The organism is Vogesella alkaliphila, from assembly GCF_014652475.1.
Taxonomy (GTDB): Bacteria; Pseudomonadota; Gammaproteobacteria; order Burkholderiales; family Chromobacteriaceae; genus Vogesella; species Vogesella alkaliphila.
On the sequence record NZ_BMYW01000001.1, the window covers coordinates 134,000 to 154,828 of the forward strand.

Consider the following 20,829-nt stretch of genomic DNA (forward strand, 5'->3'; position numbering starts at 1 on the left):
GGGGGACGCCATGCCGAGATTTGCCTTTGCCCCGCCGCATCCCCGCCTCGCGCTGCGCGTGGCGCTCAGCCACCACGTCGCCAACGGCCTGTCGGCGGCGCTGGGGCTGCTGCTGATCTCCGCCGCGGTGCATCTGTGGCTGGGTGCCCTGGCCGCGGCGGCGGCCTCGGTCGGCGTGGTGGTGTGCATTCCGCCGGACCAGCCGGCGCCGCGGCGCGGCAAGCTGCGGCAACTGCTGCCGGCGGCGCTGCTCGGCCTGCCGCTGTTCCTCGGCACGCGCCTGCTGCACGGCGATCCGCTGCAGCTGGGCCTGCTGTTGCTGCCGGCCACCTTTGTCGCCTTTCTCGCCGCCGCGTGGGGCAAGCGCGGCATTCCGCTGTCGGTGTCGATCATGTTCGCGATGCTGTTCGCGATGGCGATGCCGGCGCACGACGGCACCGCGCCGGTGCTGGCCAGCAGCCTGCACTTCGCGCTCGGCGCCGGCCTGTACCTGCTGTGGGCGACGCTGGCCAATGTGCTGCTGAATGGTCGCTACCGGGTGCAGCTGCTGGCGGACACCCTGCTGGCGCTGGCGGAGCTGATGCAGCTGCAGGCACAGCAATTCCGGCCGCCGGACAGCGACGAGCGGCGTCGGGCGCCGTTGATCGGCCGCCTGCTGCGCGAACAGGCGGCGCTGACCGACCAGCTGCAGGGGGCGCGCAACATCCTGTTGGAGTCGCCGCGCACGCCACGGCGACAGCAGTTGGCGGCGATGCTGCTGCAGGTGCTGGAAATGCGCGACCACCTGCTGGCCTGCGAACTGGATCTGGACGCGCTGAAATCCCGCCCCGGCCACGCGCCGGTGCTGGGCGTGCTGCACGAGGTGCTGCAAACGTTGGCCGCAGACATCGCGCAGCTGGCCGACAAGCTGCTGTACGGGCGCACGCCGCCGCCGGTCGCCAGCCTGCGGCCGCTGCTGGCCACGCTGCACTGGGCGGAGACGGTGCCGGCCGAATTGCAGGCGCCGTCGGCGGCGATGCTGGCGCGCGGGCTGGCCAACCGCGTCGGCAACATCAACGACGAGGTGGTGCGGCTGGTGGCGCTGGCGCGCGGCGAGCAGGCGCCGGACCTGGCCGGGGTGCGCGCCAGCTGGCAGCTGTTCGTCAGCCCCACCGCGTGGTCGTGGCGGCCGTTTGCCGGGCTGTGGCGCTGGGATGCGCCGCCGCTGCGTCACGCCATCCGCGCCGCGCTGGCGGTCGGCAGCGCCTATGCGCTGGCGCAGGTGCTGCCGTGGGTGGCACACGACTACTGGATCCTGCTGACCATCGTGGTGGTGCTGCGCGGCAGCCTGGCGCAGACGCTGGAGCGGCGTAACAGCCGCGTCGCCGGCACCCTGCTCGGTTGCGTGATCGCCGGCGTGCTGCTGGCGCTGCAGCCGTCGGCGTGGCTGTTGCTGCTGGCGGTGACGCTGGCGCAGGCCTTCGCCCATGCCTTTGCCGTGCGCCGCTACCTGGTGACGGCGGTGGCGGCCACCGTGCTCGGCCTGCTGCAGGCGCACATGCTGCACGCCGGCGCCAGCCCGGTGTTCGGCGTGCCGGAGCGCATCGCCGACACCCTGATCGGCGTCGCCATCGCCTGGGCGTGCAGCTACGTGCTGCCGTCGTGGGAGCGGCACCAGATCCCGGCGCTGGTGGTGCGCACCCTGGTCGCGCAGGCGCGCCATGCCCGCGTGGCGCTGGGGCTGGGCCAGCTGCAGGCGATCGACAACGAGCCGGAGCTGGCCTGGCGCCTGGCGCGGCGCGAGGCCTACGACAGCCTGTCGGCGCTGGTGCAGGCGACACAGCGCTCGCTGGCCGAGCCGCGCGCGGTGCGGCCGCCGCTGGCGCCGCTGGGCCTGCTGCTGGCGCACAGCTACCAGCTGCTGGCGCAGCTGACGGCGGTGAAGAGCATGCTGCTGCTGCGCCGCGACCGCCTGCAGCCGGAGCAGATCCGCCAGCCCTTGCAGCAGGCGGCGCTGGCCATCGAGCAGGCGTTGCAGCACGTCGGCGGCGCGGCGCCGGAAGCGCCGGAAGCGGCGCCGGGGCCGGTGCTGCTGCCCGATCCGTTCGAGAGCGATCTCAGCCCGTGGCTGCTGCGCCGGCTGGAGCTGGCGACCCGTCTCGCCGGCCAGCTGCGGCAGGATGCCGACCGGGTGCTGGCGCCGCGGGAGCCGGCCAGACCGGCCGCCGTGCCGGAGTAGGGCGCCTCAGCCCCGCCAGGCGGCGACGCGCTTGCTGCCTTCCAGCAGCAGCAGGGTGGCACAGCCCAGCGCAAACGCCGCCAGCCACAGCCCCGGCGCCGGCGGCACGAAGCCGAAGGCGCCGGCCAGCGCCGGGATGCTGGTGATCAGCAGCAGGCTCAGCAGGGTGCCGCCCAGCACCCACGCCGCCACCGCGGACAGCCCGCCGAACAGCGCGTGCCAGCCGCTCTGCGCCGAGCGGTTGGGCAGGATCAGCAGCGCGTTGGCGCTGACCAGCACGATGAAGGTCAGCGCCCGCGCGGTCGCGTCGTCGAGCGCGGCCGCGAGGCTGGCCGCGTAGGCGACGCCGCAGCTGAGCAGCACCAGCGTGCCCTGCGCCAGGGCCAGCCACACCTGCGGCAGCGACAGCAGCGCCTCGCCGGTGCGGCGTGGCGGCTGCTGCATCTGCTGCGGCCGTTCGCTCTCGGCCTCGAACACGATGGAGCAGGCCGGGTCGATCAGCAGTTCCAGGAAGGCGATGTGGATCGGCGCCAGGATCAGCGGCATGCCGAACAGCAGCGGCAGCATCGACAGCCCGATGATGGGCACGTGCACCGCCAGCGTGTAGCTCATCGCCTGGCGCAGGTTGGCGAAGATGCGCCGCCCGAGGCGGATCGCGGCCACGATGGCGGTGAAGTCGTCGTCCAGCAGCACCAGCGCGGCGGCCTCGCGCGCGACGTCGGTGCCGCGCTTGCCCATCGCGATGCCGATGTGCGCTGCCTTCAGCGCCGGCGCGTCGTTGACGCCGTCGCCGGTCATCGCCACCACCTCGCCGGCGGCCTTCAGCGCGTTGACGATGGCCAGCTTCTGCTGCGGCGTGACGCGCGCGAACACGTTGACGCCGGCCAGCTGCCGCCCAAGGTTGGCCGCATCGTCGCCCAGCGCCGCAAGCTCGGCGCCGGTCAGCGTGCCGCGGCTCTCGATGCCGGCCTGGCGGGCGATGGCGCGCGCGGTGTGCGGGTGGTCGCCGGTGATCATCAGCACGCGGATGCCGGCCTGCCGGCACTCGCGGATGGCGGCGGGCACCTCCGGGCGCAGCGGGTCGGCAAAACCGGCGAGGCCGAGCAGCTCGAAGTCGAAATCATGCTGCAGCGACGGCCACGCCCGCTGCGGACTGTGGCGGGCCTTGGCGATGGCCAGCACGCGCAGGCCGCGGTCGGCAAGCGTCGTCGCGTCCGCGATCAGGCGCGCGCGCGCCGCATCCGGCAGGTGGCACAGCTCGGCAATCGCCTCCGGCGCACCCTTGGCGGCGACCACATCGTCGTCGCCGCCGTCCTGCCGCCACAGGTGCGACATCGCCAGCAGCGCCGGCGACAGCTCGTACTCGCGCACCAGCGACCACGCCGGGTGCAGGTGCTCGGTGTCGGCCAGATAGGTGCGCGCGTAGTGGTGGAAGGCCTGTTCCATCGGGTCGTGCGGCTCGATCTCGCTGGCCAGCACCGCGTACTCCAGCAGTTCGTGGTAGGCCTCCGGCAGCTCGCCGCCGGGCAGCTGGCCGGTATCCAGCAGCTGGCCGTCCACCGCCAGTGCCGCCAGCGCCATGCGGTTCTGCGTCAGGGTGCCGGTCTTGTCGACGCACAGCACCGTGGTCTGGCCCAGCGTCTCGATCGCGTTCAGGCGCCGGGTCAGCACCTGGTGGCTGGCGATGCGGCGCGCGCCCAGCGCCAGGAACACGATCATGATCACCGGGAATTCCTGCGGCAGAATGCCCATCGCCAGCGTGATGCCGGCCAGCAGCGCGTCCAGCCAGCTGTCGCGCAGCAGCCAGTACAGCAGCGCCAGCAGCAGGCACAGGCCGGCGCCCAAGAGCGCCAGCTGCCGCGTCAGCCGCGCGATCTCGTCGCGCAGCGGCGAGGCCTCGACGGCGATGGTGGACAGCGACTTGCCGATGCGGCCCAGCTCGGTGCGCTGCCCGGTGGCGCACACCTGCAGCAGGCCCTGGCCGCGCACCACCAGCGTGCCGGCGTAGGCCGGCTCGCGCTGGCCGAACTTGGCCACCGGTTCCGATTCGCCGCTGAGCATGGATTCGTCGGTGGCCAGCTCGTGCGCCTGCAGCACTACGCCGTCGGCCGGAATGCGGTCGCCCTCGCTGAGGATCAGGATGTCGTCGCGCACCACCTCGCGCCCGGCGATGCGCTGCGCCTCGCCGTCGCGGATCACCAGCGCGCGCGGGCTGGACAGCTCGCGCAGCGCCTCCAGCGCGTTTTCGGTGCGCCGCTCCTGCACGATGGTGACGGTCATGATGATGGCGACGAAGCCGAGCAGGATCAGCGCCTCGTGCGCGTCGCCCATCGCCAGGTAGATGGCGCCGGCGCCCAGCAGCAGCAGGAACATCGGCTCGCGCACCACCTCGCCGGCGATGGTGGCCAGGCTGCGGCGCTGCTCGGTGCCCAGCTCGTTGGCGCCTTCGGCGGCCAGCCGGGCGCGGGCGACGCTGTGGCTGAGTCCGCGGGGAAAGGCTTCGCTCATGACGGCTCCGGCAGGAAGACAGGGCAGGGATGCGTATAGCGGTTATAGCAACTGACGCCGGCACTGGCGGTAGGGAGAGGCGTTCGCTTTTGGCAGGTCGCCCCGGCGGGCGGCGCTTAGCGCGGGGGCAAGGCGTGCGGGGCGTGCCGGAAACGGCTCAATCGCCGGGCAGCGTCTCGCGCGGCAGTTGCAGGCGCTGGCGCAGGCGCTCGAACACGCCTTCGCGCTGCAGCTGGCGGAACAGCGTGGCATAGCGGCGGCTCAGTTGCGGCACGGTGCCGGGGCTGAACGCGAGGTACAGCGGGGTGGACAGTGCCGGCAGCGGCAGCACCGGCTGCAACAGCCGTGGGTCCAGCCCCAGCTCGCGCGTCCGCCAGATCAGTACCTGGGTGTTGGAGAAGGGCAGCAGGTCGATGCGGCCGGCGTACAGCTTGCGGATATTGGACGGGTCATCGCTGCTTTGCTGCAGGTTGCGCTCGTAGGCAAAGCCCTGCTGCAGCAGGTAGTCCGCCTTCATGTCCCGCGCGGTCACGCCCAGCTGCCAGCGCTGTGCCTGTTGCAGCGTGGCGGGGTTGACCTCGGGGCGGTCGGCCAGGCGCCACAGCCGGGTGTCGCCGCGGGCGATGCGCCCGATCCAGCCGTAGCGCGCCTCGCGCTGCGGCGTGCGCCCCAGGCAGAAGATCAGCAGCCCGGGCGTGGTCTCCGCCATCTGGTAGGCGCGCGGCCACGGCAGGAACTGCACGTTCAGCGTATCGCCGTTGCGCGCCGCCAGCGCTTGCGCCGCTTCCAGCGCCAGTCCCCACGGCGCCGGCTGCGCACTCTGGAACGGCGGGAATTCGGTGGTGACGGCGTGGATGACGGCCGCCGTGGCCGGGGCAGGCAACCACAGCAGGCACAACAACAGCGATAACAGCGGGCGCGGCATCATGATGCCCTGATGGTTTTTTGACAAACGGCAGCATGAACGCAAGCCGGGCAATCTTCAAGCATTCCAGCATGGCGCAGCGCAGCGTAAGTCCCTAAAATGGTGCGGTTATCCCCACAGCCGCTACGCTGGAGAACACATCAATGGCTATCATCCGTCAGGAAGACTTTATCCAGAGCATCGCCGATGCTTTTCAGTACATCAGTTGCTATCACCCCAAGGATTACATTGACGCGCTGTACAAGGCGTATCAGCACGAGGAAAGCCCCGCCGCCAAGGACGCGATGGCGCAGATCCTGATCAACAGCCGCATGTGTGCCGAAGGCCGCCGCCCGATCTGCCAGGATACCGGCATCGCCGTGGTGTTCCTGAAGGTGGGCATGAAGGTGCAGTGGGACAGCACGCTCTCCGTGCAGGAAATGGTCAACGAGGGCGTGCGTCGCGCCTACAACAACCCGGACAACAAGCTGCGCGCCTCCGTGCTGCTGGATCCGGCCGGCCTGCGCAAGAACTCCAAGGACAACACCCCGGCCGTGGTGCACTTCGAGATCGTCGAAGGCGACGGCGTGGAAGTGATCTGCGCCGCCAAGGGTGGTGGCTCGGAGAACAAGTCCAAGTTCTACGCGCTGAACCCGTCCGACTCCATCGTCGACTGGGTGATCAAGACCGTGCCGACCATGGGCGCCGGCTGGTGTCCGCCGGGCATCCTCGGCATCGGCATCGGCGGCACGCCGGAAAAGGCGATGCTGCTGGCCAAGGAGTCGCTGATGGACCATGTCGACATCCACGAGCTGAAGGCCAAGGCCGCCAGCGGCGCGGAACTGACCAAGGTCGAAGCGCTGCGCCTGGAAATCTTCGAGAAGGTGAACGCGCTGGGCATCGGCGCGCAGGGCCTGGGCGGCCTGACCACCGTGCTGGACGTGAAGATCCTCGACTACCCGACCCACGCGGCGTCCTTGCCGGTGGCGATGATCCCGAACTGCGCCGCCACCCGCCACATCCACTTCCATCTGGACGGCAGCGGCCCGGCGCACCTAGAAACGCCAAAGCTGGAAGACTGGCCGGAAATCACCTACGACACCAGCAACGGCAAGCGTGTCGACCTCAACAACATCACCCGCGAAGAAGTGGCCAGCTGGCAGCCGGGCGACGTGCTCTTGCTCAACGGCAAGATCCTGACCGGCCGCGACGCCGCGCACAAGCGCATGGTGGACATGCTGAACAAGGGCGAGAAGCTGCCGGTGGACTTCACCAACCGCTTCATCTACTACGTGGGCCCGGTTGACCCGGTGCGCGACGAAGTGGTTGGCCCGGCCGGCCCGACCACCGCCACCCGCATGGACAAGTTCACCCGCCAGATGCTGGAGCAGACCGGCCTCCTGGGCATGATCGGCAAGGCCGAGCGCGGCCCGGCGGCGATCGACGCCATCCGCGACAACAAGGCGGTATACCTGATGGCGGTCGGCGGCTCGGCCTACCTCGTGTCCAAGGCGATCAAGGCGTCCAAGGTGGTCGGCTTCGAGGACCTGGGCATGGAAGCGATCTACGAGTTCGACGTGCAGGACATGCCGGTGACCGTGGCGGTGGATGCCTGTGGCACGTCGGTACACAACACCGGCCCGGCCGAGTGGCGTGTGAAGATCGGCAAGATTCCGGTCAGTGCCGCCTGATCCGGCTTGCGGCCAACCTTGGCCGCATGCAAAAACCGCCTGTTTCCGCAATTGCGGACAGGCGGTTTTTTTGTGCCGGCTGGCGGGGCGCCGGCTAGCGCGTGGCGTACACCCACTGCTTGCCACGGGCGTCGAACGCCATCACCTGGTAGGGCTGCTTGACGCCGGTCTCCATGCCGGGGCTGCCCTGCGGCATGCCGGCCACCGCCAGGCCGCGGATGGCCGGTTTCTCGCGCAGTACCTTCTGCACCAGGTCGGCCGGCACGTGGCCCTCGAACACGTAGCCGCCGATGCTGGCGGTGTGGCAGGAGCGCAGATTGTCCGGCACCTGCAGCCTGTCCTTGACCGCGGCCATGTCGCTGCGGTTTTCGCTGGCGAGCGGCAACTGCTTGCTGGCCATGTGCTCGGCCCACTTGCTGCAACAGCCGCAGTCGGGGTCCTTGAACAGGGTGGCGACCGGCGCGGCCAGCACCGGCAGGGAAAGCGCCAGCAGGGTGCCGGCGCGGAACAGGGATCGGATCAGCATGGGAAGCCTCGTCGGGAGTAGGGGCGGGTGGCCAGTGACAGACCGCGGCCGGCGCCACCGGTTCCCGCCGCGACCGGCATCAGGCGGTCAGCTGCACGCTGCCGCCGCTGTCGTCGTCGCTGCCGTAGGCGCGCAGCATCGCCATCAGCCGCATCATGAGGCGATTATCCTGCTCGCTGCCGGCGCCGGCAACGTCGCTGTCCCCGCCGCCGGTGCTGCCGCGTTGCGCCTCCTCGTAGGCGATGCTTTCCGCGAAGCTGACCTTGCCGTCCTGGTTGCTGTCGGCGCTGTCGAAGTTTTCCGCCAGCGCGGCGAAGCGGGCTGCCGCCTCGCTGTCACCGGCCTCGCTGGCGTCGGCGGCCATCGCCGACAGCCGGTTTTGGTCCAGCCCGTCGTCCCCGCCGCTCGCGGGCGGCGGCGGGGGCGGCATGCCCTGCATGCCGCCGGCCATCATCATGCCGCCCATGCCCTGGCTGCGCAGGGCGTTGAACTGGCTGTCCAGCTCGTCGGCCAGCTGTTTCAGGCGCGTGCTCAGCTCGCTCTTGCTGACCTTGCCGTCGCTGTCGCTGTCCAGTGCCGCGAACAGGTCTTCGTTGTCGCTGCCAAAATCGCTGGCTTCGAGATAACCCTGCTTGCCGGTATCCAGCTTGCTGAAGATCTCGCTGGCCATCTGCTCGCTGTCCGGGCGCTTCATCGCGCGCGGACCGCCCCCCGTGCCACTCATGCCGGGCAGATAGTTGCTGCCGGCACTGCTGATTGCGCTGCTGCTCATTGTCATGCTCCTCGTCTCGCCTGCGGAATCCCCGCCGGCCATGCGGCGCGGTTGCGGGTGATGACAATTTATAGCCGGCGTGTCGGCGCCATTTATCCGCTTTGTATCAAAGCGGATACAGATCGCCGTGCGCGTCGCGCGGCAGGGTCAGCCGCGCGATCAGGCCGCCCTGCGGCGCATTGTGCAGCGTCAGCGTACCGCCCATGCGCCGCGCCGCGTCGCGGGCGATGGCGAGGCCCAGGCCGACGCCGCCGGTGTGGCGGTTGCGCGACTCCTCCAGCCGCACGAAGGGTTCGAACACCGAGCTCATGCGGTTTTCCGGAATGCCGGGGCCGTGGTCGCGGATCTCGATGCATACCGTATCGCCGCTCTGCTGCAGATGGATGTCGGCGCGTTCGCCGTAGCGCAGCGCGTTCTCCAGCAGGTTGTCCAGGCAGCGGCGCAGGCTGCCGGGCAGCGTCAGCAGGCTGTCGGCGTGGCCGTCGACGCTGACGTGGTGGCCCTGTTCCTGCGCGTCCTCGGCCAGCACCTGCAGCAGCGCGGTGATGTCCAGCAGCTGCCAGCTTTCCTGCTGCGATTCGTCGCGCAGGTAGGCCAGCGTCGCGTCCAGCATCGCGGTCATGTCGTCGATGTCCTTGCCCAGTTTGGCCTGCAGCGCGGTGTCGTCCAGCTGCGCGCTGCGCAGGCGGATGCGGGTCAGCGGCGTGCGCAGGTCGTGCGAGACCGCGGCGAGGAAACGGCTGCGCTCCGCCAGCTGCAGGCGCAGCTTGTCCTGCATGCGGTTGAACAGCCGCGCCGCCTGCCGTGTTTCCAGAGGCCCGCTTTCCGCTATCGGCGGCGCCTCCAGGTTGTCGCCCAGCCGGGCCGCGGCCTGGGTCAGCTGCTGGATGGGGCGCGCCAGCCGCCGCGCGCCGTACCAGGCCAGCAGGCCGATGATGCTCAGCGTGAGCAGCTGCGCCAGCCAGAAGCCGGGTGGAAAGCGGCTACGGCTGCCCAGGGGCGGCGGTGGGGGCTGCTGCACGGCCTCGCCGGGTACCAAGGTTGGCCGCAGGCCGGGGGCCGTACGCGCCAGCGGCGGGCGCGGCGGCTCGTCGCGCGGTGCGGGCGGCCCGAAAAACAGGAACAGGCCGCTCATCACCAGATGGGTGGTCAGGAGCGCGGCCACCACCAGCCCGAACAGGCGGGTGAAGACGGTATCGGGAAGCAGGCGTTTCATTGGCGTACCTTGCAGTCGAACAGGTAACCCTCGCCGCGTACCGTCTTCAGCAGGCGCGGCGCCTTCGGGTCGTCGCCCAGCTTCTGGCGCAGGCGCGACACCAAGAGGTCGATGCTGCGGTCGAAGGCCTCCACCGTGCGCCCGCGCGCCGCGTCCAGCAGCTGCTCGCGGCTGAGGATGCGCTGCGGCCGCTCCAGGAAGGTGCACAGCAGCCGGTATTCGGCGTTCGACAGCGGCACCAGCAGCTGCTGCGGGGTGGTGAGTTCGCGTTTCAGGTGGCTCAGCGTCCAGCCGTCGAAGTGCACGTCCTGCTGCGGGTGGCCGCTGACGGCCGTGCCGCGCAGGCTGCGGCGCAGCACGGTGTGGATGCGCGCCACCAGCTCGCGCGGGTCGAACGGCTTCACCACGTAGTCGTCGGCGCCCAGCTCCAGTCCCACCACGCGGTCGGTGGCCTCGCCGCGCGCGGTGAGCATGATGATGGGCAGCTCGCCCTCGCCGCGGATCTGGCGGCACAGCGCCAGGCCGTCCTCGCCGGGCAGCATCAGGTCCAGGATCACCAGGTCGAAGCGCTGCTCGGCCAGCGCCGCGCGCATCGCCACGCCGTCGCCGACGCAGGTGCAGTGCATGGCGTAGGCCTGCAGGTACTGGCCGAGCAGGCTGCGGATCTCCGGGTCGTCGTCAACAATCAACAGGCGGGTGGCGGGGCGGGTCATGCGGGCTTCCGTTTCGGTTCGGTGGTGGGCAGCCGTGATTATGGCTGATCCTGCGCCGCCGCCGGTGCGGCAAGTTCGCTGTTCATGTGCGCCAGCAGGCCTTGCCGCACCAGGCTGGCCTGCTGCGCGTCCAGGCTGTCGAGGAAGGCGAGCCACGCCACGGGCAGGGCGTCCGCCGTGTCGCTGGCCGCCACGCCGGCGCGCAGCGCGGCCGACAGGCTGCTGCTGTCGTCTTCCAGCTGCCGGCGCAGGGTCAGCTGCGCCTGTTGCCGCGCCTGGCGACGGGTGGTCTGCGCGCTGAGCTCGGCGATGTCGGCTTTCAGCCACAGCGCCTGCTGTCTGGCGTCCAGTTGCAGATAGGGCAGCAGCGGCTCCAGCTGGCCGGCCAGGCCAGGCCGCGGGTGGTGGGCGCCGCTCTGGTGGGGCGGCGGGGCGGCCGGCGGCTGCGCCAGCGCGCCGTGCAGCACGGTCAGGCACAGCAGGGTGGCGAGCAGGCGCGGCAGGGCGGGACGTTTCATCGTATTTTCCTTGGCAAGTGACGGGAACAAGTGACGGGGCATTCCCGCAGCCTGCAGTGTCCGCCGCCGCCGTGTCGGGGCGTTGTCGGCTTTGTATCGGCGCTGACACAGTCACGCCGCATGTGGGCAATGGATGGCGCAATCGGTCCGCAGCCGGTCGGCTTTGCGCCTCGCGGCCAAGCTTTGCCGCAGCCACAATGGCCTTAGAACCTGTTCAAAGTCTGCTGCGCTTCGGCGATACAGCGTTAAAAACGCCTTCGGAATGCTCATTTACTACTTGTAAACTCCGCTTCCTCAGTCGTTTTCGCCTCGTCTCGCTCTAGCTCGCGAGACTTTGAACGGGTTCTTAGCCCCTGCCACTACCCGAGGAAAGCACCATGTCCCGTTCCGCCCTGCTCGTGATCGATGTCCAGGACTCCTTCCTGCAACGCCCGTACTGGGATGCCGCCGCCTTGCCCGCGTTTCGCGACAAGCTGCTGGCGCTGATAGACGGCGCCCGAGCACGCGGTGTGCCGGTGGTGCACGTGCTGCACGAGGACGGCGATGGCCCGTTCTCTGCCGCGTCCGGCCTGGTGCGGCCGATGGCGTGGCTGCCGGGCGGCGCCGATGTCACCTTTACCAAGCACGTGCACAACGCGTTCACCGATACCGGTCTGCAGGCGTGGCTGGCGGCGCGCGGCATCGACCGCCTGATCGTCAGCGGCATCCGCAGCGAGCAGTGCTGCGAGACCACCACCCGCGTCGGCAGCGATCTCGGCTTTGCCGTCGACTACGTGTCGGAGGCGACGCTGACCTTTGCGATGACCCATCCGGTCAGCGGCCGCGTTTACAGCCCGGAGGACATCATCGCCCGCACCGAGCTGGTGCTGGCCGGCCGCTTTGCCGAGATCCACAGCGTAGACAGCGTGCTGGCGCGGCTGGACGCCGAGGAGGTGTGCCATGCTTGAGCTGCGCCCCGGCTGCGAGCTGTGCGATGCCGACCTGCCGGCCGATCTGCCCGGCGCCTATATCTGCAGCTTCGAGTGCACCTTCTGCCGCGACTGCGCGGCACGCCTGGCGCACGACTGTCCCAATTGCGGCGGCGAGCTGCTGCCGCGGCCGCGGCGGGTGGGCGCGAGACTGGCGGCCAATCCGGCCAGCACGCAGCGCGTGGTCAAGCCGCGCCCACTGTAGCCGTGCCATCGTGAACACACTGTTGCTGTTGCCACCGGCAGCGGTGGCGTAAGGTAACAGACCGGGTTCACCCAGCCCGGCCGCCGCGGCGGCCGGGCACAACTTCGCAGGAGCAAGGCCATGAACTGGCAAGACCGACTGATCGCCCTCGCCATCGTCGCGGTGTGGGGCTTCAATTTCGTGGTGATCAAGTGGGGCGTGGCCGGCGTGCCGCCGTTCCTGCTCGGCGCGCTGCGCTTTGCCGCGGCGGCGGGCATCGGCCTCTTGTTCGTGCGCCGCCCCGCTATCCCGTGGCGCTGGCTGGCGCTGTACGGGCTGTCGGTCGGCCTCGGCCAGTTCGCCTGCCTGTTCACCGCCATCAAGCTGGGCATGCCGGCAGGCCTCGCCTCCATCGTGCTGCAGTCGCAGGCCTTCTTCACGCTCCTGATCGCGATGCTGTGGCTGAAGGAGTCGTTCACCGCCTGGCAGCTGGCCGGCCTCGTGATCGGCAGCGCCGGGCTGTACCTGATCGGCGGCCTCGGCGCCGCCGGCTTGCCGCTGCTGGGCTTCGTGCTGACGCTGTGCGGCGCCGCCAGCTGGGCGCTGTCCAATGTGGTGGTGCGCCGCATCGTCGCCGCCGGCTTCAAGCCGGACATGCTGGGGCTGGTGGTGTGGAGCAGCCTGATCCCCATCGTGCCGTTCTTCGCGCTGTCGGCGCTGTTCGAGGCCGACCGCATCGTGTGGGCGCAGGTGTTCAGCGGCAAGAGCCTGTTCGCCATCGCCTATCTGGCGCTGATCGCCACCCTGTTCGGCTACGGCCAGTGGAGCAAGCTGTTGAGCCGCCATGCGGCCAACGTGGTGGCGCCGTACTCGCTGCTGGTGCCGTTCTTCGGCGTGCTGTCGGCGGCGCTGGTGCTGGGCGAGCGCCTGAGCTTCTGGCAGCTGGCCGGCGGCGTGGTGCTGGTGTCCGGACTGGCCATCAATATGTTCGGCGCGCGGCTGCTGGCCTTGCTGCGCAAGCCGCTGCCGGCGTAAGGTTGGCCGCATCATTACCGGGAGAGACACCATGAAACTGTACCGACTGCTGACCGGCACCGACGACGCCGCCTTCTGCCACCGCGTCAGCGAGGCGCTGAACCGTGGCTGGCACCTGCACGGCAACCCGGCGCTGACCTTCGACGGCCAGCGCGTGATCGCGGCGCAGGCGATCGTGAAGGAGGTCGACGGCGAGTACGCGCCGGAGATCCGGCTGGGCGAGCTGTAGCCGTGGTGGCTGCACAAGGGTTGGCCGCATGAAGGACGTGTACTTCCTGCTCACCCCGCGCTATCTGGCGCTGGATTTCGTCGGCCCGGCCGAGGCGCTGCGCATGGCCATCGACGAGGGCGCGCCGTTCCGCCTGCACGTCGCCGGGCCGCAAGCCGAGTGCGTCAGCTCGCTGGGGCTGACGTCGCGCATCGACCCGCTGCCGGCGGCGCTGGCCGACGGCAGCCTGGTGATCCTGTGCGGCACGGTGGACGAGGACGCCGACTACGCCACGCCGGCGGCGCAGCGGCTGATCGCCTGGCTGCAGCGGCACATCACGCCCGAGGTGAGCCTGGCGACGGTGTGTTCCGGCGCGCTGCTGGCCGGCATGGCCGGGCTGCTCAACGGCCGCGCCTGCACCACCCACCACAGCATCACCGCCAAGCTGGCGGCGCTGGCGCCGAGGGCGCGGGTGCTGGACAACCGCGTGTTCGTCGAGGACGGCCACATCGCCACCTCGGCCGGCATCACCACCGGCATGGATCTGGCGCTGGCGCTGATCGAGCGCCACGCCGGGCCGGACGTGGCTGCGCGCGTGGCGCGACGCATGGTGCTGTACAGCCGCCGCGCCGGCGACGATCCGCAGCTGTCGCCGTGGCTGGCGTTCCGCAACCACCTGCACCCGGCGGTGCACCGCGCGCAGGACCTGATCGCGCGCGATCCGGCGCAGCGCTGGCCGGTGGAGGCGCTGGCCGAGCGCGTCCACCTCAGCCCGCGCCACCTGACGCGGCTGTTCCGCGAGCAGGCCGGCGTCGGCATCGTCGAATACCAGCAGCGGCTGCGGGTGGCGGTGGTGCGCCAGCTGTTGCAGCAGGGCGTGGCGGTGGAGCGCGCCGCCGAAGGCGCCGGCTTCGCCTCGGCGCGCGACATGCGGCGGGTGTGGCACAAGTTCGAGAGCGTCAATCCCGGCCAGCTGGCCTGAGCGCCGGGCCGGCTTGCGCTAGCGCCAATTGAAGTTCAGGCTGCGCGAGCCGTGCCGGCCCAGCTGCACGTTGCGCTGCTGGCGCATGCCCATATAGCTGGCCTCGACCCGGTAGCTGCCGGCCGGCAGGTCGGCATACAGCAGTGGCCCGACCTGTTGCAGCGACAGCACCGGCTGTCCCTTGCTGCTGCGGATATCGACATCGACGCCGACCACATACTGGCCGGCACCTTCGGAAAAGGTCATGTGCAGGCTGTAGCCGGCACTTTGCTTGATGGCCTGCGACTCGTCCTGGCCGACGCCGCCGTTGAGGTAGGCGATGCCGTTCTGTTGCTGAATTTGCAGGTTGGCAGCCTGCAGCGTGGCCGGCATGGCGTCTTCTGCGTGTAGTGCCAAGGGGGACAGCCCGAGCAGCAAGCCCAGCATCAGGCCCGAATATTTCCGTGTATGGATGGTGTTCATGATCAAGACTCCTTGCGGGAGGGGTGCCCGCTCTTGTCGCCGTCGCACGGCGCTGGCGTAGCCAGGTCGTTTGCCTGCGTGCGCAGGCCGCTAGCGGTGGCGGCGTGCGGCCATGGCGCCGCCCCGGAAAGGGGCACGTCCGGATACACGCTTGAGTACGAGAATGTGACACGCGGGGGTGTCTTGTCGGTGCGGTGGCGCCCATGCTTTGCGGCGCCGGGCTGCATCCGCCCCTTGCTGGCGGCCAAGGTTGGCCGCAATGGTCGTCAAGCTGTCGCGCTTGACGCTGGTGTGGTGCCGGCAATCCTGCAGCCGGCACGAGAACCCCGTACAATCCGGCCATTGTTTTTGCGGTATACCTCATGATAGCCACACCCAAACCAACCGGCAAAGCCGGTCTGCACCCGCGCAACGCGCATCGCCAGCGCTACGACTTCCCGGCGCTGATCGCCAGCCTGCCGGAGCTGGCCGCCTTCGTGCGCCAGAACGACTACGGCGACGACAGCGTCGACTTCGCCGATCCGGCGGCGGTCAAGGCGCTGAACCGCGCGCTGCTGGCGCACTACTACGGCATCGGCTTCTGGGATCTGCCGCCGGGCTACCTGTGCCCGCCGATTCCGGGGCGCGCCGACTATATCCACCATCTCGCCGACCTGCTCGCCGCCTGCAACGGCGGCACGGTGCCGCCGCGCGTCAACGTGCTCGACGTCGGCGTCGGTGCCAACTGCGTGTACCCGATCATCGGCCGCAGCGTGTACGGCTGGCGCTTTGTCGGCAGCGACATCGACCCGGTGTCGCTGAAGGCAGCGAAGGCAATTGCCGATTTCAACCCGGTGCTGTCCGGCGCGCTGACGCTGCGATTGCAGGCCGACGCGGCCAAGGTGTTTGCCGGCGTCATCCAGCGCAAGGACCGTTTCGACGTCACGCTGTGCAACCCGCCGTTCCATGCCTCGGCAGAAGAGGCGGAGGCGGTGTCACGGCGCAAGGTGACCAACCTCACCGGCGAGGTGCCGGACAAGCCGGTGCTGAACTTCGGCGGCCAGCACGCCGAGCTGTGGTGCGACGGCGGCGAGGTCGCCTTCCTGCGCACCATGGCGCAGGAGAGCCGCGAGTTTGCCGAGCAGTGCTGCTGGTTCACCTCGCTGGTGTCGCGCGAGGCGCACCTGCACGAGCTGTACCGCCAGCTGCGCAAGCTGGGCGCGAAACAGGTCAAGACCGTCAACATGGCGCAGGGGCAGAAGATCAGCCGTTTCGTGGCGTGGACCTTCCTCGACAACGCGGCGATGGCCGAGTGGCGCGAGGAGCGCTGGCAGGGCTGAGGCCTGGCCGCGGTCAGCTAGACATCAAAAACCCCGCCGGTAAGAACCGGGCGGGGTTTTTTCTTGCCTGCGGTCAGCGCGGCTCAGTCCGGCCTGGCGGCCTGTTGCGCGGCGGCGGCGGCGCGCAGCTTGTCCTTCTTGCTCGGGCGCTTGCCCTTGATGCCGCCGTTGTCGTCGGCTGCGGCCAACCTTGGCGACGGCTGGTCGGTGGGGATGAAGCCGGCCAGCTGCTCGCGCGGCAGTTTCAGCTGCAGCCGCTTCTCGATCAGGCGGAAGTGGGCGCGGCTGTCGGCGTCGATCAGGCTGATGGCGAGGCCGCTCTCGCCGGCGCGGCCGGTGCGGCCGATGCGGTGGGTGTAGTCCTGCGGCGAGCGCGGCAGGTCGTAGTTGATCACCACCGGCAGCGCCGGGATGTCGATGCCGCGCGCGGCGAGGTCGGTGGCGACGATCACCTGCAGCGTGCCGTCCTTCAGGTTCTCCAGCACCCGTTCGCGGCGGCCTTGCGCCAGCTCGCCGAACAGCGCGGCGGCGCGGATGCCCTCGCGCTGCAGCGTCTGCGCCAGTTCGCTGGCGCCCTGCTTGCTGGCGACGAAGACCAGCATCCGCGCGCCTTCCTGCTCGGCGATCAGCCGGCACAGCAGCGCGGTGCGCTGGCGATTGTCGACCTCGATCGCGCGCTGGCGGATGTCCGGCGCCTGTTCCGCGATGTGGATACGCTGCGGGTCAGTGAGCAGCCTTGTTGCCAGCTGCTGCACGTTGGCCGCAAAGGTGGCGGAGAACAGCAGCGTCTGGCGCTGTGCCGGCAGCGCGGCCAGCAGCTGTTCCAGCTCGTCGGCAAAGCCCTGTTCCAGCAGGCGGTCGGCCTCGTCCAGCACCAGGGTGCGCACCCGGTCCAGGCGCAGCGCGTTGTTGGCCAGCAGCTCCAGCAGCCGACCCGGGGTGGCAACGACGATGTCGGCGCCGCCGCGCAGCGCCATAAGCTGCGGATTGAGCGACACCCCGCCGTAGACGGTGACGATCTTCGGCGGCGGCAGGTGGCGGGCCAGCTGTTGCAGCACGCTGCCGACCTGTTGCGCCAGCTCGCGCGTCGGCAGCAGCACCAGCAGCGTCGGCTGCTTGCCGTCATGGCGGCCGTGCTGCCAGCGCTGCAGCAGCGGCAGGCAGTAGGCGGCGGTCTTGCCGGAGCCGGTGCGGGCGGTGGCCAGCAGGTCGCGGCCGTGCAGGATCGCCGGGATCGCCTCGCGCTGGATGGCGGTGGCGGTGTGGAAGCCCTGTTCGTCCAGCGCGTGCAGCAGCGCCGGGTCAAGGCCGAGGGTGGAAAAGGGCATGGGCGGGCGCGGGGCGTGAATTCGTGAAGGCGGCAGTCTACGGCTTTTGCGCGTTTGCTACTACGTCGCTGCACGCCGGGGCGGTGTGCGCCGGTGGCGCCGGCGGCGGATTGACGCAGGCGTCATTCCCTCGGATGATTCAAGCGCTTGTTTTAATGTCGGCGCAGACCGGCATCCGCGACACACGAGGACTCATGAAAAACCGCGAACACGATCTGTGGGTGCCGGTCACCGCCACCGACACGCTGTACCTGAAGCGCATCCGCCATCCGGAAAAGGACGGCGCGCCGGTGCTGCTGCTGCACGGGGTGATGGCCAACGGCCGCATCTTCTATTCCGACAAGGGCAAGGGGCTGGCGCACTACCTGGCGCGCCACGGCTACGACGTGTTCGTCGCCGACCTGCGCGGCCGCGGCCGCAGCACGCCGCGCATCGGTCGCGGCGCGCGTCACGGCCAGACCGAAACCATCAGCGAAGACCTGCCGGCGCTGCAGGCGGCGATCCGCCGCTTGAAGGGCGAGGTGGCGGTGCACTGGATGGCGCACTCCTGGGGCGGCGTGCACATGAGCAGCTGCCTGCTGCGCCAGCCGCAGCTGATCGCGCAGGTGGCCAGCCTGGTCTACTTCGGCAGCAAGCGCAGCGTGCACGTGCGTAACTGGCGCAAGACGCTGGAGGTGGACCTGCTGTGGAACGTCGTCGGCCGCGTGCTGTGCCGCAGCGTCGGCTACCTGCCGGCGCGCCGCCTCGGCCTCGGCGCCGACGACGAGACCGACAAGAGCCACCGCCAGAGCAAGCTCTGGGCACAGAATCGGCCGTGGGTGGACAGCGACGACCGCTTCGACTACCGCCAGGCGGCGCAGACGCAGCAACTGCCGCCGGCGCTGTACTTCGCCGCGCAGAACGATCCCTGCCGCGGCCACCCGGCCGACGTGAAGCGTTTTCGCGACGAAAGCGGCGCCCACCTGTCGCGGCTGCGGCTCTTGGCGCGCCACGCCGGCCATCGCCACGACTACGACCACGTCAGCCTGCTGACCCACCCGGACGCGGTGCGCGACCATTTCCCTCTGGTACTGGAGTGGCTGGCCGGTCGCCACTGGATGGTGCAGGAAAACTACTGAACGGGTATCGCGGCCAGGGTTGGCCGCACGCCGGCGCCGATGCCAGGCGGGAATCGGCGCCGGGCTTGACCTGGCGCATTCGCCGCCGGCGGCCGGCTGTGGTAGAAAGCGGGCTGTGTTCATCCTTGCGACCGTTCCCGGCCATGTCCCGACTGCAATTCGACCTCGACCACGTCATCGATACCTTAGCCCGCGAAGGCTGGGTGGTGATCCCCCACGCGCTGCCCGCCGTCCTCACCGTCAACCTGCGCACCGCCTGCCTCGACGTGTGGCAGCAGGGCCTGTTCCACGAGGCCGCCACCGGCCGCGCCGACGGCCAGGCGCGCCGTGCCGAGATCCGTTCCGATTCGGTGCTGTGGCTGGACCAGGTGGCGGCGCTGCCGGCGGTGCAGGCCTACAACGCGGCGATGGACGAGATCATGCAGGCGGTCAATCGCGGCCTCTACCTCGGCCTCGCCGAGCTGGAGTCGCACTTCGCGGTGTACCCGGAAGGCGCGTTCTACAAGAAGCACCTCGACCGTTTCCAGGACGACGACGCGCGAACGCTGACCACGGTGTTCTATCTGAACGAAGGTTGGCCGCAGGACGCCGGCGGGCAGATCCGCCTGTACCTGGACGCCGACTGCCGCGAGTTCGTCGACGTCGAGCCGGAGGCCGGCACGCTGGTGCTGTTCCTGTCCGATCGCTTCTGGCACGAGGTGCTGCCGGCGCGGCAGCAGCGGCTGTCGGTCACCGGCTGGTACCGCCGCCGCGGCGGCAACATGCCGTGGTGAGCTCCGCTTCGCTACCAGCACGGCGCCCTGCGGGGCGCTTTTTTTTTGCGGCCAACGTTGACCGCCATGCCATCGGCCGGCACAGCCGGGCAGCGGGTGCGCCGATGACGCTGTTTTAGCGGGGGGCGCGTGCGCGGCGGCGCGGCCCGCCGGCGGTGCCGTTTGGTGAATTGTGACGCTGTGCGAGCGCCGGCAGCGTTGCCGGTCCGTGCTAGAATCAGCGGCGATCACCAAAAAATAAGCAAGGGATAAAGCGATGTCTGGCAATAGCATGGGCCTGCTGTTTACTGTTACTTCATTCGGCGAAAGCCACGGGCCGGGAATCGGCTGCATCGTTGACGGCTGCCCTCCGGGCATGGCCCTGTCCGAAGCCGACATCCAGGCCGAGCTGGACCGCCGCAAGCCCGGCACCAGCCGCCACGTGACCCAGCGCCGCGAGCCGGACACCGTCGAGATCCTGTCCGGGGTGTACGAGGGCAAGACCACCGGCACGCCGATCGCGCTCTTGATCCGCAACACCGACCAGCGCAGCAAGGACTACGGCAATATCGCCGACACCTTCCGCCCCGGCCACGCCGACTACACCTACTGGCACAAGTACGGCATCCGCGACCCGCGCGGCGGCGGCCGTTCCTCGGCGCGCGAGACCGCGGTACGCGTCGCCGCCGGCGCCATCGCCAAGAAATGGCTGCATGAACAGTACGGCATCGTGATCCGCGGCCACATGACGCAGATCGGCGACATCGCCATCCCGTTCCGCAGCTGGGACGAGGTCGGCAACAACCCGTTCTTCGCCGCCGACGCCAGCAAGGTGGACGAGCTGGAAGCGTACATGGACAGCATCCGCAAGAGCCTGGATTCGGTCGGCGCGCGCCTGCGCGTGGTGGCCGACAACGTGCCGGTGGGCTGGGGCGAGCCGGTGTACGACCGCCTGGACGCCGACATCGCCTACGCGATGATGAACATCAACGCGGTGAAGGGCGTGGAGATCGGCGCCGGCTTCGGTTGCGTCACCCAGCGCGGCAGCGAGCACGGCGACGAGCTGACGCCGGAAGGCTTTGCCAGCAACCACGCCGGCGGCATCCTCGGCGGCATCTCCACCGGCCAGCAGATCGACGTGTCCATCGCCATCAAGCCGACGTCGTCGATCGCGCAGCCACGCCGCTCCATCAACAAGGCCGGCGAGGCGATCATGGTCGAGACCCACGGCCGCCACGATCCCTGCGTCGGCATCCGCGCCACGCCGATCGCCGAGGCGATGCTGGCGCTGGTGCTGATCGACCACGCATTGCGCCATCGCGCGCAGTGCGGCGATGTGCATGTCGATACCCCGCGCATTCCGGGCCGCATCGGTTAAGCGATAATCCATCCAAGAGGCAGCGTCAG

The 20,829-nt window shown here is 69.8% G+C and carries 20 protein-coding genes; 11 read left to right on the forward strand and 9 right to left on the reverse strand.

Annotation, left to right across the window (positions count from 1 at the left end; genetic code table 11):
• Positions 1 to 10: 10 nt before the first annotated feature.
• Positions 11 to 2,218, forward strand: coding sequence for an FUSC family protein (locus tag IE100_RS00620; RefSeq protein ID WP_189372128.1), 2,208 nt, complete (start codon positions 11 to 13; stop codon positions 2,216 to 2,218).
• A gap of 6 nt (positions 2,219 to 2,224) precedes the next feature.
• Here IE100_RS00620 and IE100_RS00625 read toward each other — a convergent pair whose 3' ends face one another.
• A complete protein-coding gene (locus tag IE100_RS00625; RefSeq protein ID WP_189372129.1) occupies positions 2,225 to 4,726 on the reverse strand; it encodes a cation-translocating P-type ATPase in 2,502 nt (833 codons plus the stop codon).
• Positions 4,727 to 4,883: 157 nt separating this feature from the next.
• Complete coding sequence (locus tag IE100_RS00630) at positions 4,884 to 5,654, reverse strand: transporter substrate-binding domain-containing protein (protein ID WP_189372130.1); 771 nt, start codon at positions 5,652 to 5,654, stop codon at positions 4,884 to 4,886.
• Positions 5,655 to 5,794: 140 nt separating this feature from the next.
• Here IE100_RS00630 and IE100_RS00635 point away from each other — a divergent pair, with 140 nt between their 5' ends.
• A complete protein-coding gene (locus IE100_RS00635; protein WP_189372131.1) occupies positions 5,795 to 7,321 on the forward strand; it encodes a fumarate hydratase in 1,527 nt (508 codons plus the stop codon).
• Between the two features lie 94 nt (positions 7,322 to 7,415).
• Here the strand turns inward: IE100_RS00635 and IE100_RS00640 are convergent, their stop codons facing one another.
• The 5 genes from IE100_RS00640 to IE100_RS00660 all read right to left on the reverse strand — a co-directional run bounded on the left by IE100_RS00640 (position 7,416) and on the right by IE100_RS00660 (position 11,066).
• Positions 7,416 to 7,847, reverse strand: coding sequence for a DUF411 domain-containing protein (locus IE100_RS00640; RefSeq protein WP_189372132.1), 432 nt, complete (start codon positions 7,845 to 7,847; stop codon positions 7,416 to 7,418).
• A gap of 79 nt (positions 7,848 to 7,926) precedes the next feature.
• Positions 7,927 to 8,619: an EF-hand domain-containing protein gene (locus IE100_RS00645; RefSeq protein ID WP_189372133.1), complete on the reverse strand. Its 693-nt coding sequence runs from the start codon at positions 8,617 to 8,619 to the stop codon at positions 7,927 to 7,929.
• Positions 8,620 to 8,725: 106 nt separating this feature from the next.
• On the reverse strand, positions 8,726 to 9,835 hold the full coding sequence (locus tag IE100_RS00650; RefSeq protein ID WP_189372134.1) for an ATP-binding protein: 1,110 nt from the start codon (positions 9,833 to 9,835) through the stop codon (positions 8,726 to 8,728).
• Complete coding sequence (locus IE100_RS00655; RefSeq protein ID WP_189372135.1) at positions 9,832 to 10,548, reverse strand: response regulator; 717 nt, start codon at positions 10,546 to 10,548, stop codon at positions 9,832 to 9,834. Before IE100_RS00655 ends, IE100_RS00650 begins: the two co-directional genes overlap by 4 nt.
• Positions 10,549 to 10,586: 38 nt before the next feature.
• Positions 10,587 to 11,066: a hypothetical protein gene (locus tag IE100_RS00660; RefSeq protein WP_189372136.1), complete on the reverse strand. Its 480-nt coding sequence runs from the start codon at positions 11,064 to 11,066 to the stop codon at positions 10,587 to 10,589.
• A 377-nt stretch (positions 11,067 to 11,443) separates the two neighbouring features.
• On the opposite strand from IE100_RS00660, the gene IE100_RS00665 reads away from it, so the two are divergent.
• The 5 genes from IE100_RS00665 (at position 11,444) to IE100_RS00685 (ending at position 14,443) form a co-directional block, all read left to right on the forward strand.
• Entirely contained in the window at positions 11,444 to 12,013 is a 570-nt protein-coding gene (locus tag IE100_RS00665; protein ID WP_189372137.1) for an isochorismatase family protein, read from the forward strand.
• Entirely contained in the window at positions 12,006 to 12,239 is a 234-nt protein-coding gene (locus tag IE100_RS00670; protein ID WP_189372138.1) for a DUF1272 domain-containing protein, read from the forward strand. The genes IE100_RS00665 and IE100_RS00670 overlap by 8 nt, the downstream gene beginning before the upstream one ends.
• Positions 12,240 to 12,359: 120 nt before the next feature.
• Positions 12,360 to 13,253: an EamA family transporter gene (locus tag IE100_RS00675; protein WP_189372139.1), complete on the forward strand. Its 894-nt coding sequence runs from the start codon at positions 12,360 to 12,362 to the stop codon at positions 13,251 to 13,253.
• A gap of 31 nt (positions 13,254 to 13,284) precedes the next feature.
• A complete protein-coding gene (locus IE100_RS00680) occupies positions 13,285 to 13,482 on the forward strand; it encodes a DUF1737 domain-containing protein (RefSeq protein WP_189372140.1) in 198 nt (65 codons plus the stop codon).
• 28 nt (positions 13,483 to 13,510) lie between these two features.
• Positions 13,511 to 14,443: a GlxA family transcriptional regulator gene (locus IE100_RS00685; RefSeq protein WP_189372141.1), complete on the forward strand. Its 933-nt coding sequence runs from the start codon at positions 13,511 to 13,513 to the stop codon at positions 14,441 to 14,443.
• Positions 14,444 to 14,461: 18 nt separating this feature from the next.
• Here the strand turns inward: IE100_RS00685 and IE100_RS00690 are convergent, their stop codons facing one another.
• A complete protein-coding gene (locus tag IE100_RS00690; RefSeq protein ID WP_189372142.1) occupies positions 14,462 to 14,905 on the reverse strand; it encodes a carboxypeptidase regulatory-like domain-containing protein in 444 nt (147 codons plus the stop codon).
• Between the two features lie 362 nt (positions 14,906 to 15,267).
• On the opposite strand from IE100_RS00690, the gene rlmF reads away from it, so the two are divergent.
• Complete coding sequence (gene rlmF, locus IE100_RS00695) at positions 15,268 to 16,224, forward strand: 23S rRNA (adenine(1618)-N(6))-methyltransferase RlmF (RefSeq protein WP_189372143.1); 957 nt, start codon at positions 15,268 to 15,270, stop codon at positions 16,222 to 16,224.
• A gap of 83 nt (positions 16,225 to 16,307) precedes the next feature.
• On the opposite strand, the gene IE100_RS00700 is transcribed toward rlmF, so the two are convergent.
• Positions 16,308 to 17,552 carry a DEAD/DEAH box helicase gene (locus IE100_RS00700; protein ID WP_189372144.1) on the reverse strand — a complete coding sequence of 415 codons (1,245 nt, stop codon included), beginning with the start codon at positions 17,550 to 17,552 and terminating at the stop codon, positions 16,308 to 16,310.
• A 194-nt stretch (positions 17,553 to 17,746) separates the two neighbouring features.
• Here IE100_RS00700 and IE100_RS00705 point away from each other — a divergent pair, with 194 nt between their 5' ends.
• From IE100_RS00705 to aroC, 3 genes are all read left to right on the forward strand, one after another.
• A complete protein-coding gene (locus tag IE100_RS00705) occupies positions 17,747 to 18,670 on the forward strand; it encodes an alpha/beta hydrolase family protein (protein ID WP_189372145.1) in 924 nt (307 codons plus the stop codon).
• A 143-nt stretch (positions 18,671 to 18,813) separates the two neighbouring features.
• Positions 18,814 to 19,443 carry a 2OG-Fe(II) oxygenase gene (locus IE100_RS00710; RefSeq protein WP_189372146.1) on the forward strand — a complete coding sequence of 210 codons (630 nt, stop codon included), beginning with the start codon at positions 18,814 to 18,816 and terminating at the stop codon, positions 19,441 to 19,443.
• 256 nt (positions 19,444 to 19,699) lie between these two features.
• Entirely contained in the window at positions 19,700 to 20,800 is a 1,101-nt protein-coding gene (aroC, locus tag IE100_RS00715) for a chorismate synthase (protein WP_189372147.1), read from the forward strand.
• The last annotated feature ends 29 nt before the right edge of the window (positions 20,801 to 20,829 follow it).

Bases quoted from the DNA above. Each gene is read 5' to 3' on its own strand.
- IE100_RS00620 (WP_189372128.1), top strand. From the start codon at position 11: ATGCCGAGATTTGCCTTTGCCCCGCCGCATCCCCGCCTCGCGCTGCGC.
- IE100_RS00710 (WP_189372146.1), top strand. From the start codon at position 18,814: ATGTCCCGACTGCAATTCGACCTCGACCACGTCATCGATACCTTAGCC.
- rlmF (WP_189372143.1), top strand. From the start codon at position 15,268: ATGATAGCCACACCCAAACCAACCGGCAAAGCCGGTCTGCACCCGCGC.
- IE100_RS00650 (WP_189372134.1), bottom strand. From the start codon at position 9,835: ATGAAACGCCTGCTTCCCGATACCGTCTTCACCCGCCTGTTCGGGCTG.
- IE100_RS00625 (WP_189372129.1), bottom strand. From the start codon at position 4,726: ATGAGCGAAGCCTTTCCCCGCGGACTCAGCCACAGCGTCGCCCGCGCC.
- IE100_RS00640 (WP_189372132.1), bottom strand. From the start codon at position 7,847: ATGCTGATCCGATCCCTGTTCCGCGCCGGCACCCTGCTGGCGCTTTCC.
- IE100_RS00665 (WP_189372137.1), top strand. From the start codon at position 11,444: ATGTCCCGTTCCGCCCTGCTCGTGATCGATGTCCAGGACTCCTTCCTG.
- IE100_RS00660 (WP_189372136.1), bottom strand. From the start codon at position 11,066: ATGAAACGTCCCGCCCTGCCGCGCCTGCTCGCCACCCTGCTGTGCCTG.
- IE100_RS00680 (WP_189372140.1), top strand. From the start codon at position 13,285: ATGAAACTGTACCGACTGCTGACCGGCACCGACGACGCCGCCTTCTGC.
- IE100_RS00700 (WP_189372144.1), bottom strand. From the start codon at position 17,552: ATGCCCTTTTCCACCCTCGGCCTTGACCCGGCGCTGCTGCACGCGCTG.
- IE100_RS00690 (WP_189372142.1), bottom strand. From the start codon at position 14,905: ATGAACACCATCCATACACGGAAATATTCGGGCCTGATGCTGGGCTTG.
- IE100_RS00685 (WP_189372141.1), top strand. From the start codon at position 13,511: ATGAAGGACGTGTACTTCCTGCTCACCCCGCGCTATCTGGCGCTGGAT.
- IE100_RS00655 (WP_189372135.1), bottom strand. From the start codon at position 10,548: ATGACCCGCCCCGCCACCCGCCTGTTGATTGTTGACGACGACCCGGAG.
- IE100_RS00630 (WP_189372130.1), bottom strand. From the start codon at position 5,654: ATGATGCCGCGCCCGCTGTTATCGCTGTTGTTGTGCCTGCTGTGGTTG.
- IE100_RS00675 (WP_189372139.1), top strand. From the start codon at position 12,360: ATGAACTGGCAAGACCGACTGATCGCCCTCGCCATCGTCGCGGTGTGG.
- aroC (WP_189372147.1), top strand. From the start codon at position 19,700: ATGTCTGGCAATAGCATGGGCCTGCTGTTTACTGTTACTTCATTCGGC.
- IE100_RS00705 (WP_189372145.1), top strand. From the start codon at position 17,747: ATGAAAAACCGCGAACACGATCTGTGGGTGCCGGTCACCGCCACCGAC.
- IE100_RS00635 (WP_189372131.1), top strand. From the start codon at position 5,795: ATGGCTATCATCCGTCAGGAAGACTTTATCCAGAGCATCGCCGATGCT.
- IE100_RS00670 (WP_189372138.1), top strand. From the start codon at position 12,006: ATGCTTGAGCTGCGCCCCGGCTGCGAGCTGTGCGATGCCGACCTGCCG.
- IE100_RS00645 (WP_189372133.1), bottom strand. From the start codon at position 8,619: ATGAGCAGCAGCGCAATCAGCAGTGCCGGCAGCAACTATCTGCCCGGC.